Origin of the sequence: Citrobacter sp. Cpo037, assembly GCF_030332945.1 — a bacterium.
Classification (GTDB): domain Bacteria; phylum Pseudomonadota; class Gammaproteobacteria; order Enterobacterales; family Enterobacteriaceae; genus Citrobacter; species Citrobacter portucalensis.
This window is the reverse complement of record NZ_JAOWGW010000064.1, coordinates 1-12921: the sequence shown is the minus strand read 5'-3', so window position 1 is coordinate 12921 and position 12921 is coordinate 1. Positions and strand designations below refer to the sequence as shown.

6 protein-coding genes and 1 pseudogene are annotated in these 12921 nt (G+C 43.0%); 5 read left to right on the top strand and 2 right to left on the bottom strand.

Translation table 11 applies throughout. The features are described from left to right. Nucleotides 1-55: 55 nt before the first annotated feature. Entirely contained in the window at nt 56-1024 is a 969-nt protein-coding gene (locus tag OGX94_RS14240; RefSeq protein WP_000654811.1) for an IS5 family transposase, read from the bottom strand. 169 nt (nt 1025-1193) lie between these two features. On the opposite strand from OGX94_RS14240, the gene OGX94_RS14235 reads away from it, so the two are divergent. From OGX94_RS14235 to OGX94_RS14215, 5 genes and pseudogenes are all read left to right on the top strand, one after another. Continuing rightward, complete coding sequence (locus tag OGX94_RS14235; protein WP_110498895.1) at nt 1194-2300, top strand: stealth family protein; 1107 nt, start codon at nt 1194-1196, stop codon at nt 2298-2300. Next, a complete protein-coding gene (locus OGX94_RS14230; protein WP_286569434.1) occupies nt 2293-6474 on the top strand; it encodes a CDP-glycerol glycerophosphotransferase family protein in 4182 nt (1393 codons plus the stop codon). Before OGX94_RS14235 ends, OGX94_RS14230 begins: the two co-directional genes overlap by 8 nt. Before the next feature lie 140 nt (nt 6475-6614). Beyond that, nucleotides 6615-7928: pseudogene (locus tag OGX94_RS14225) on the top strand (accessory Sec system protein Asp2); the annotation flags it as partial. Between the two features lie 415 nt (nt 7929-8343). Continuing rightward, nucleotides 8344-10347, top strand: coding sequence for a capsule polysaccharide biogenesis protein (locus OGX94_RS14220; RefSeq protein WP_286569432.1), 2004 nt, complete (start codon nt 8344-8346; stop codon nt 10345-10347). Nucleotides 10348-10436: 89 nt separating this feature from the next. Next, entirely contained in the window at nt 10437-11681 is a 1245-nt protein-coding gene (locus OGX94_RS14215) for a capsule polysaccharide biogenesis protein (protein WP_113412065.1), read from the top strand. Nucleotides 11682-11920: 239 nt separating this feature from the next. Here the strand turns inward: OGX94_RS14215 and OGX94_RS14210 are convergent, their stop codons facing one another. Beyond that, on the bottom strand, nt 11921-12889 hold the full coding sequence (locus tag OGX94_RS14210; RefSeq protein ID WP_000654811.1) for an IS5 family transposase: 969 nt from the start codon (nt 12887-12889) through the stop codon (nt 11921-11923). Nucleotides 12890-12921 lie beyond the last annotated feature (32 nt).

Genomic DNA, 12921 nt, shown 5'->3' with positions numbered 1-12921 from the left:
GGCTTTGTTGAATAAATAAGATTTCGTGCGAACGACCCTGTAGCTGGCTGGATTTTCAGGCAATACGCACGCTTTCTGGCATCCCAGCCTTTGTCATCCTGTTCAACGCACGCACCATGGCCATAGCTTCCGCTACCTGACCATCGTAGTCACGCAGCGTCAGTGAATCTCCCAACAACTGCTTCATTCTGTACATTGCCGTTTCCGCTATCGAGCGACGGTTATATTCCGTTGTCCATTTCCACCGTGCATTGCTTCCGCTCAGCCGCTGATTAGCAACGGCACGGTTGCGGTCTGCGTACTCACCGGGCCAGTAACCTGCTCCTTTTCGGGGAGGAATAAGCGCGCTGATTTTTTTGCGGCGCAGTTCATCGTGACAGAGCCGGGTATCGTAAGCCCCGTCTGCCGCGGCTGCCCTGATTTTTCTGTGAGTCTGCCGGATAAGGCCCGGGAAGGCTTCTGAGTCCGTGACGTTATTCAGCGACAGGTCTGCACAGACAACTTCATGTGTGTTGCTGTCAACAGCAAGATGCAACTTTCGCCAGATACGACGGCGCTCTTTGCCGTGCTTTCTGACTTTCCATTCGCCTTCACCAAAGACCTTCAGCCCGGTGGAATCAATCACCAGGTGTGCGATTTCACCCCGGGTGGACGTTTTGAAACTGACATTAACCGACTTTGCCCGCTTACTGACACTGGTGTAATCCGGGCAGCGCAACGGAACGTTCATCAGGGCAAAAATGGAATCAATAAAACCCTGCGCAGCCCGCAGGGTCAGCCGGAATACGCGTTTAATCACCAGAACGGTGGTGATGGCGAGATCAGAATAGCGCTGGGGCCTTCCTCGTGATGAAGGCGTTGCCGACTCATACCAGGCCTGAATCGCCTCATCATCCAGCCAGAAAGTGAGGGAGCCACGGTTGATGAGAGCTTTGTTGTAGGTGGACCAGTTGGTGATTCTGAACTTTTGCTTTGCCACGGAATGGTCTGTGTTGTCGGGAGGATGCGTGATCTGATCCTTCAACTCAGCAAAAGTTCGATTTATTCAACAAAGCCCCTGAAAGGGCGCTACGTTCATAATATCAGCAGCTAAGTAACCATTACATTTTCTAAAAATAAGTTATAGAAAAAATTAAATACTACAAAAAAAACTATTTATAACCTCTTCCGACATCCACTAAATTTGATTAGATATGCGAAAACTAAAAAAATTTTTTAGGCATCCTGGAATTTTCGTTCGGGATCACCTGAACAAAAAATACCCCATAATTCGGAATGAAATTGCGTGTTCACAAGATGAAGAACATATTCTCATACGACATGATCTCGCTATGGAAAGTCAAATAAAAATTGATTTCCCTATCGATGTTGTATTTACTTGGGTAGATGATTCAGATCCTAACTGGAAAAAACGTTACCAAGATTACAAGCAACAAATAAATCAAGATAACATTGGTGAATATGCTACTGACCCAGCTAGGTTCAATAATCATGATGAATTAAGATATTCGTTAGGTAGCGTATTAAAATTTTTACCTTGGGTTAGGCGAATTTATATTATTACTGACAATCAACGTCCGAAATGGTTAAAAACTAGTGAAAGAGTTAAAATAATTGATCATAGCGAAATTATAGATCACGAATATTTGCCTACTTTTAACTCACATGTTATTGAAGCTCATCTTCATAAAATCCCCGATTTAGCTGAGCACTTTATTTATTTCAACGATGATGTATTTGTTGCAAGACCACTTCCTGCTGGACATTTTTTTAGAAGCAACGGCATTGCGTCTTTATTCATGTCGAAAAAAAGCCTCACTATCATGCAAGAGAAAGGAACAAATACGCCCACGCTTTCAGCATCGCTGAATTCAGCGTCAATTCTTAATTATGATTTCAATTTCATAATAGACCATACCTTAGTACATACCTATGTACCACTTAGAAAAAGCATGTTCGAAGAAGCATGGAATTTATACTCCACTGATGTGGAGGCCTTTTTACCCAATAGATTTAGAACAAATAATGATATAAATATGGCGACATTTTTTGTGCCTTGGCTATCTTATATTCAAGAGAAAGCCGTACCATCAAGAGATATATGCTATTATTTTAATGTAAGATCTCCCGCAGCGGCAACTTACTTTAAAGTTCTCGAAATAGCCAAAAAGAAAGGAACTCTTCCACACTCCTTTTGCGCAAATGATTTTAATACAAAAATAAAAACTAACGGAGATTATAAAGGTTTATTAGAATCTGCGTTAAAACACTACTTTGAACACGGTAATTCAAATGTTTAAAAGAAAATTCAAAAAATTAGTTAATAATCCAAAGTTGTTCTTTTCTGATATGGCTATCAAGCATAGCAATAAAATTAGCTATTTGAAACCCAAAAAACTTGAAGGTTCACATCAATATACTGTCGTATCCGCAGTTTATAATGTTGGTAAATACCTAGATGACTATTTTAATAGCTTAGTAAAGCAGCGCCTTGACTTCAAAAAACACATACATTTAATTTTGGTAGATGACGGCTCTACTGATAATTCAGCAGCAATAATAAAACGATGGCAGCATAAATACCCATTTAATATAACTTATCTGTATAAGGAAAATGGTGGCCAAGCATCAGCTCGAAATTATGCTCTACAGCATATCAAAACAGAATGGGTTACATTTATTGATCCTGACGATACGATTGAGAGGGATTATTTTTTAAATATTGACAAATCCGCATCTCATAATATTAAAAATGTACTCCTGTGCTGTAATTTAATGTTCCATATGGAAGAAACTGGTGAAATTAAAAATTCACATCCCTTAAAGTACCGCTTCCAAAATGGTAATACAACTTACGACATCAAAAAACTTAATGGAAATGTTCAGCTATCGGCTAGCACTGGAATATTCAAAAGCAACATCATTAAAACTAATAATATAACCTTCAATCCAAAAATTCAACCTAGTTTTGAAGATGCTCACTTTGTATCAATGTATATTCTAGCAGCTGATAAAGGCGATATTACATTCTTAGAGTCTTCGCGCTATTTGTATCGTAAAAGAAGCGATGGCTCATCTACAATTGATACTGCATGGCAAAGACCAGGCTTGTTTGATGAAGTTCTCGAATTAGGATGCCTTGACGTATTAACAAAATTCAAAGAAAAATATGGTCTTGTACCTGATCATATTCAAAGGGCTATTCTTTATCATCTAATTTGGTATTTCCGCAGATTAATTAACTCGCCCTCAGAGCTAGATTTCTTAAATTCCGAACAGAGTAAAAAATTTAAAACTCTCGTTTATAAAATATTTACATATATTGATAGTTCTGTAGTAGAATCATTCAATTTAGCCGATTGTTGGTTTTACCATAAAGTTGGACTTTTAGGGCAACTAAAAAAAGATAAGCCTAAATTCCAAATTGCATATGTAAGTGGTTTTGATAGCATAAATAATCTTGTACAAATACGGTTTTTCACGCATGAAAAATGTTTAGAAAAATATCTAATTGATAATGACGTAGAAACATTACCCTTATACCAAAAAACAATTAGCCATTCACTATTAAACGAACATTTTTTGTATGAACGTTACGTTTGGCTAAATATAAAAGAAGCAAAAAGTCTGTATGTATATTTAGATAATACCCATACTAAGATTACACTCGCAGCTAAACAATATAGTAATAAAATTAGCATTGCCGAAATTAAAAAGCATTTTTCTAAGGCTACAGTCGCATCTGACGATTTATATAAAGATAGTTGGATATTTATAGATAGAGATATCCAAGCTGATGATAATGCGGAACACTTATATAGATACATTAAAAACCTAAATAATAATAAACGTATATTTTTCCTTTTGAGAGAAGATTCCCATGACTGGGCGAGATTGAAAAAAGAAGGATTCGCACTTATTGCATTTGGCAGTGAACAACATAAATCAGCACTTAAGAGTTGTTCAAAAGTTATATCATCCAATGCTGATGGTTATATTACTAACTATCTTGGAGGTAATACATTAAATGGTAAGCACTTCGTATTCCTTCAACATGGGGTAATACATAATGATCTTTCTGGATGGTTAAACCAGAAAAATCAAATTGATTGTTTTATAACATCAACGGAACCGGAGTATGAATCAATAGCAAATGAGTTTTCAAATTATAAATTTACCCGAAAAGAAGTGTGTCTGACAGGGTTGCCAAGATATGACAACCTTATAAAAAACAAAAGAAAAGAAAAAATCATTCTTATAATGCCAACATGGAGAAAAAATATTGTAGGTTCAAGCAGTGGTGGTAGTGCGAAACGCGAATTAAACCCTGATTTTATTAATACTGATTTTGCTAAAAACTGGCAACAGCTTTTGAATAATAATGAGTTGGAGAAATTATGTTCTGAACATAATTATAAAATTATATTTTTCCCTCATGTAAATATTCAACCATATATTAGCACTCTTTCAATCCCTAAATATATAAACGTTATAACTCATACAAATATTACAATTCAAGAATTGTTATGCCGCTCCTCTCTAATGATTACAGATTATTCCTCTGTCGCATTCGATATGGCCGTACAAGAAAAACCAGTAATATACTTTCAGTTCGACGCTGACGTTATGTTATCAGGCAAACATACTTCAAAAATAGGTTATTTTGATTATAAGCGCGATGGATTTGGCCCCGTAGTTGATACCAGTGTTCAAGCGGTCAATGCACTTAAGGAATTAATTACGAATGACTGTATTTTGCCAAATGATATTCTAGAACGAATTAATTTATCATTCCCCTTCAGAGATGCTAATAATTGTCATCGAGTTTATGACGCTATTGTAAAACTGGATGTTAAATCGCTCGGTGAGCCTACCTTATCTACTTTGAAAGAATATGCTGAGTCAGCAACAAAATATTTATTATGGCCTCTTGCGACCGAACGCTGGCATCAGGTTATAAAAAATTCAAGTGATATATATTCACGTGTTAAGTATATTGAATCCATAAGAGAACAAGGATTACATAACCAAGCAAGAAACGCATTAGATTTATTAAAGCTTGAAATACCAAAAAAATCTTGGAATCAAGATATAGTTAATAGCTCCGCCATGCTTGATGTATCGCTACACGATTGGACATCTGCATTAGCATATTGGGACAATCCACCATCCTGTTCTGAAAGAGAATTCATAAACTATATTCGATGCTTTGCTGAGCTAGAATGGATTCCAGCTTTAACTTATAATCTGAACATACTTCAAGAAAAACATAGTATACAACAGGAGCGAATTTTAATCGCAACTGCATGGCGTGATATAGGTATGCGTAACTGGAAGTCTGCTATTGAAAACCTCGAGAAAGCGCTACCAATTTGCACAATTGATGATTTATATTATTTCAAACCAGAGTTAATGCTATCTCGATGCCATCTCAATATTGGATCATTTTCTCTAGCAAATAAATATTTAGCTATGTTTGAATCTCACACTAGGAATAATCCACAGTGTAGAGAAGAAATAGCTAAGCTTGCTTTAATTAGAGGTGATTATGATAAAGTCTTATATCAAGTGAAACAGGCATATAAATCTGACAAAGATATACCTGAACCGCTAACTATACTGATGATTGAAGCTTATCATAAAAAAATATTTGAGATCTCTAATACAATTTCCGACGCTAAAACCCCCGAGATAATTTTAGTAAAGGTCAAGTCTCTTAGAGAACAAGGAAAAATATCTCAAGCTTCATCATTATTCGAAAAATATTTTAACAGAAAATCACAAAACACTTGGGTCGAACAGGCACATATAGAAGCAGCACGTATATATATGCTTACTCATGACTGGAAAAAAGCCATAGCTCATTGGGAACAATGCTCAACTAATGATCCAATCGTTGGTATGGCTAGATTGCGTTGTCTTGCTGAACTTGGCTTACATAAAGCGATCAAACGGACAATGAGGACTGGTACTTGGTTTAATAATTTACCAGATGCTCATAAAGAATTTGCTCATGCATTACTTAGTTTTTCTCAAGGAAATTGGATTGAAGCAACTAAAAGCTTATCCAAAGCTATTCCATTTTACGATAAATCTTCGTTAATTATTCATAAACCTGAATTATGGCTATCACGCTGCTTACGTGCACAAGGATTATTTAATGAGGCACATTGCCAACTTGCAAGATATGAGTCTCATACAAGAAATGATCCACAATGCCGTGAACAAATTGCTCGGCTGGCTTATGCTAGAGGTGATATGAAAAAAGTTATTCATCAATTAGAACATGCATACCCAGATAGCTTAGATATTCCGGAAGATTTACTATTAATAAAATTATATGCGATGCGATTAGAAAAGAACTTCCATAATTACACCGCTGTAATTAACTCTTTAGATTCAGATAAATCGAAAAGAATTTCTCAATCTATTGAAAATCTTATTCAAAAGCACTCGTCATCTAATGCTGCCTAGCGTAGAGTTTCCCTTTTAGTGATTTATTGATTAGATGATATTATGAACTCAATCGAATCTAGTTTTATTAATACAGATATAAAATATTTATTTCAGCCAGCAAAGCAAGATAGAAAACATTTGCTAGTTATTTTTCTGGTTTTGGTTCTGCTTCATCGATTTCATATGATTTTCGTGGCGAATCAGCAGCTAGTTGCCGGTCGAATATTTTATGGATTTCTGATAACTTTGAGAACGAATGTGCTTATTATATTTCTAAGGATAGTAAGCTATCCCTTGAAAATTCAGTATTAGCATTAATTCAATCGGTTCTTCAAACTCTTAATCTAAATGAAGAACAATGTACACTAATGGGGTTTTCAAAAGGTGGAAGTGCAGCTCTTTATTACGGACTAAAATTTAACTTTAAAAATATAATTGCATCATGTCCCCAGTTACACATTGGAAGTTATGTTTCACGTCACTGGCCAAATGTTGCAAATAATATGATGGGCAATAATTATGATCAAGGAGATATAAATATCCTTGACAACCTTATCCCTGACTTATTAAAAAAACAAAGAAATAAAGACCAACATATTTATCTAATCACACCTCCAGATGACGAACAATACTCTACCGAAATTGCACCGTATATAAATGATTTCAATGAGCACCAAAATTTTAATTTTGTTATTACCAAATCACACCTTGCATGGCAACATAATAAGGTCACACGCTATAATCTCCCTATCATTCTTTCAATAGTTTATGCAAATGGTGAGGGTGTATCACCGGTTATCGGAAAAATAACCAATGGATATCAATCGAATAAAATAAACGAAAAAGTAATAGCTTCTCAAAGGCAAAAAGAAGTATTAGTTTCTGAACTTTCATCCATATCATATTCGGATGGGAAAATATACCCTAAGGGCGTCTCATTTATTCGGGGCTTTACATGTGAGCGGTATGACCAAATTAAACAGACTTTAATTTTATTTGGTGAGGATTTTACGTATGAGTTTCCACTTGGTAAATTTATACAAAAAGAAAATAACTATCGATATTATGAAAGTGAATTTTGTGATTACAGTGCCGCTTCATTCACATCATTAGGTAATAAAGGAATTGATATAACTTCGATTGCTCAAGGTTCTTATACACTTAAAATTAAAACAACTGCAGGTAATGTTACTAAATCCAATCCATTAATGCTCAAACGCCACTATGAAGAATATCACTTAATAGATAGCAGCGAATTATATCTTCACTCTTCATCTAGTGGAACACAAATAATAAAAAGACCCATCCTTGACAATATTGACAATATTAACAATATTAACAATATTAACAATATTAACAATATTAACAATATTATATTCTCTGTAGAATCCAAATGGGTTAAAGATAGTATTTTCCATCTTGAGGGTATATTCGCTGTTAAAAATGTCACATTGGATGGATGGGGATGGTAGATATTACTTGTGTTTAAAAAATTCTAATGAAACATATTCATTTAAATTAGGAATGTGTCATAAAGAAGAACTTAATAATATATTCGGTTACAATTCAAAAATAAATCATAAATCATATTTTTGTACTATGGGAGCAAAAGGTGTTGATCTAAGTAGTTTAAAAGACAATGATTACTCGGTATTTATATCACTTTCGTGCCGTGGAGTCATGTATACAGAGAAAGTAAAATTTAATATTCGGGTTATATCTGGCAAAGCATATATAATTTGAAAATTAAAGGCCATGGATTAATAGTTTTATTTACACCTTACTATATAACCAATAGATTTATCTTGATAAAATATCATTACCCTAAATATTCGATATCTTGCCTTTCATGCATAGCTGTATTTCATTTGATTCTGAGCAAATTCCATGACTCTCTGGACACAATCAGGCGGTATCCTGTCCCGCAGTAAACAGATAAGTGCCTGCCTGGGTGAACCACTGGCTCGTTTTACCAATCCCGATACAACACAGCCAGGAGACGTCCTGGTCGGCTGGGGCCAAAAAGCCAATACCCGCCAAATAAAACAGAAAGCCCATGATCTTGGCCTGCCGTACTGGCAGCTGGAAGATGGCTTTATCGGTTATATTGGTCACCCCGCCAGAGGGGGCAAGGCCGTCTCCCTGGTCGCCGATCCTGTGGGCATTTACTACGACGCTCGCCAGCCCAGCCGCCTTGAGCAGCTGATCGCCACCCCGTGCGATACCGCGCTGCTGGCGCGGGCTGAAGCGCTGGCCGGCGAACTGCTGCGTCTTGGCATCACCAAATACAATTGCTATGCCGCGGGCAGCGCTCTACCCGACGCGCTGGCCGCCCGCCTGCACAGCGACGCCCGTCCTAAGGTGCTGCTGATCGACCAGGTGGCGGGGGATCTCTCCATTCCCGGCGCGCTCGCCAGCGAGGCAGATTTTGTTGAAATGGTTGCCGCTGCGCGGCGTAACCACCCCGGCGCCCGCCTGCTGCTGCGTACCCATCCGGATACCCGGCTGGGCAAGAAGCGCGGCGTGCTGGCGCAGATGCAGCTGGATGACGTGGAAAGGGTCATCGATCACTGCCATCCCCATGCCCTGCTGAATGAGGTGGAAGCGGTCTATACCGTCTCCTCGCAGATGGGGTTTGAAGCCCTGCTGCTGGGCAAAGCGGTCTGGTGCTTCGGCATGCCGTTTTACGCCGGCTGGGGATTGACCCATGACAGCAAATCCTGCCCGCGTCGCCAGGCGCAGGTCAGCCTGCCGCAGCTGGTGGCAGCGGCGCTGATCCTCTATCCCCGCTATCTGGATCCGGTGCTGGGCCAGCGCTGCGAAGTGGAGCAGGTGCTTGAGGTCATTGCGGATCAGCTGAATCCTGCCCCACGCTATCGCCGTCTGTATATGGTGGGCTTCTCGCTGTGGAAACGCGCCTTTATGCGCGCCTTCTGTCAGCCGCTGGCTGAGGAGCTGCGCTTTGTGTGCACCCCGCCCAAACGGCTGGCCGCTGACGAGCAGGTGCTGGTGTGGGGCAGTCGTTATCCCGAACTGGCAAACGCAATTCGGGTGGAGGATGGTTTTATCCGCTCCCGGGGACTGGGCTCGAACCTGTGCCGCCCTTCCTCGCTCTCCATCGACCCGGTGGGGATCTACTTCGACAGCCGCCGTCCGAGCGGGCTGGAGCAGTTGCTCAACCAGCAGCAGCTCAGCGAACAGGCGCTGGAACGCGGCGGCGCGCTGGTGGACATGCTCCGCCAGCATGGGGTCAGCAAGTATAACGTCGGCACCGTGCAGCCGTTCACCCCGCCGGCCGACGGGCGAGCGCTGGTGCTGGTGGTGGGCCAGGTCGATGGCGATGCCTCGATCCTCACCGGCAGCCCAGTCATTCGCAGCAATGAACAGCTGCTGTGGGCCGTGCGTGCCGCCCGGCCAGAAGCGCATATCCTGTTTAAACCGCATCCGGACGTGGTGGCGGGAAACCGGGCCGGTGCCATCTCGGCCGAATGCCTGGCGCGCTGCGTTGACAGCCAGGTGCTGGATCTCGGTCTCACCAGTCTCTATCCCCATGTGGATGAGCTGCATACCATGACCTCCCTCAGCGGGTTCGAAGCGCTGGTGCAGGGAGTGAAGGTCACTACATGGGGCCAGCCGTTCTACAGCGGCTGGGGGCTGACCGAAGATATCCACCCGGCGGAGCGCCGTCAGCGCACCCTGCCCCTGGCGGCACTGGTTTACCTGACGCTGGTCGCCTATCCGCGCTATATCGACTGGCAGAGCGGCCTGTGGATGAGCCCGGAACAACTGATCCGCCAGCTGGCAGCGCAGGGAAACTCCTCATCGCAGAAGGCCAGCCGCTGGCAGCGCTGGCAGATCAAGCTGAGCTATCTGGCACAAACATTTCGTTAGCACACTATTTATCCCGATTTATTAAAGAAAAACGGTCATCAAGCCGTTAACTCACCTGTCTCATCAACGGAACCGATCTGGGAAAAAAAATGGAAGAGCAAGCTATCCGCCATCTGCTGAATGGCCGCCGATATCTTTTATTACAAGGACCGATGGGCCCCTGCTTTTCACGTCTGGCAAGCTGGTTGCAGAGCAGCAAGCGTGAAGTGAAGCAGGTCTGCTTTAATGCCGGGGACTCATGGTACGCCGCGAAAGAGACCGCGCTGCACTACACCGGCTCAGTAAAAAATTTTGCCTTCTGGCTGCGCGAGTTACATAAAACCTACCCCTTCGACACCATCGTCTGTTTTGGTGACTGTCGCCCGATGCATATCGAAGCGAAGAAGTGGGCGCGCAGCAAATCCATCGATTTTCTGGCGTTTGAAGAGGGCTATTTCCGTCCCTTCTACATCACCCTGGAAAAAGGGGGCGTGAATGCCTTCTCCTCGATGCCCATTGATGCGAAGTATTATCGCGAGCAGCCGCTGCCGGAGCTGAAAACCCCAACGCCGTGGAAACCGAGTTCCTTTAACCGTGCCGCCCATGCCATGCTCTACTATGCGGCGGGCTGGTTTGGCCGCCATCGCTACCGGGGCTACCGCCACCACAAGTCGTTCTCCCCGTGGTATGAGATGCGCTGCTGGTTCCGCGCCGGTCGCCGTAAGCTGTGGTATCGCTGGCAGCAGCGCCACATGCTGAGCCATATCACTGAAAAACTGGATAACCAGTACTACCTGGCAATTTTGCAGGTCTACAACGACAGCCAGATTATTCATCACAGCCCGTATAAAGACGTGCGTGACTATATTGAAACCGTGATCCGCTCCTTTGCCCGCCATGCGTCGAAAGAGCGCTATCTGGTGTTCAAGCATCACCCGATGGATCGTGGTCACCGTTTTTACGGCATCCTGATTAACAAGCTGACCGAAAAGTATGACGTCAGCGGCCGGGTGCTCTATGTCCACGATCTCTCCCTGCCCGCCCTACTGACCCACACCCGGGGCGTGATCACCGTGAACAGCACCGCCGGCCTGTCGGCGCTGATCCATAACAAGCCGCTCAAGGTGATGGGCAAAGCGCTGTACGACATCGAAGGGTTAACCTGGCAGGGGCCGCTGAACCAGTTCTGGCAGGCGGATTTTGCTCCAGATGCAAAACTGTTCCAGCGTTTTCGTACCCACCTGCTCTATCAAACGCAGATCAACGCCGTCTTTTACGGCAAGTCCGACTGGCTGAACATCCCGACAGAAATTCCCCTGACGACACCGCTTGCCGATTCCGAGCTCGAACGCTAATTCATCTCCACGCCGGGGAAATTGCCCCGGCGGATCCGATCTCTACCGCGCTTTTATCCCGCCGCTGTAAAAATCCCTAATGTTTATCCCAATTCTGGCCGTTATAACCTAAGACAAATTTTTATGCCGAATTCTGTACTGACATATTTTGTCAGCCGCACCGGCATAATGTTCACAGCAATGGGGCTTTGTTGAATAAATAAGATTTCGTGCGAACGACCCTGTAGCTGGCTGGATTTTCAGGCAATACGCACGCTTTCTGGCATCCCAGCCTTTGTCATCCTGTTCAACGCACGCACCATGGCCATAGCTTCCGCTACCTGACCATCGTAGTCACGCAGCGTCAGTGAATCTCCCAACAACTGCTTCATTCTGTACATTGCCGTTTCCGCTATCGAGCGACGGTTATATTCCGTTGTCCATTTCCACCGTGCATTGCTTCCGCTCAGCCGCTGATTAGCAACGGCACGGTTGCGGTCTGCGTACTCACCGGGCCAGTAACCTGCTCCTTTTCGGGGAGGAATAAGCGCGCTGATTTTTTTGCGGCGCAGTTCATCGTGACAGAGCCGGGTATCGTAAGCCCCGTCTGCCGCGGCTGCCCTGATTTTTCTGTGAGTCTGCCGGATAAGGCCCGGGAAGGCTTCTGAGTCCGTGACGTTATTCAGCGACAGGTCTGCACAGACAACTTCATGTGTGTTGCTGTCAACAGCAAGATGCAACTTTCGCCAGATACGACGGCGCTCTTTGCCGTGCTTTCTGACTTTCCATTCGCCTTCACCAAAGACCTTCAGCCCGGTGGAATCAATCACCAGGTGTGCGATTTCACCCCGGGTGGACGTTTTGAAACTGACATTAACCGACTTTGCCCGCTTACTGACACTGGTGTAATCCGGGCAGCGCAACGGAACGTTCATCAGGGCAAAAATGGAATCAATAAAACCCTGCGCAGCCCGCAGGGTCAGCCGGAATACGCGTTTAATCACCAGAACGGTGGTGATGGCGAGATCAGAATAGCGCTGGGGCCTTCCTCGTGATGAAGGCGTTGCCGACTCATACCAGGCCTGAATCGCCTCATCATCCAGCCAGAAAGTGAGGGAGCCACGGTTGATGAGAGCTTTGTTGTAGGTGGACCAGTTGGTGATTCTGAACTTTTGCTTTGCCACGGAATGGTCTGTGTTGTCGGGAGGATGCGTGATCTGATCCTTCAACTCAGCAAAAGTTCGATTTATTCAACAAAGCC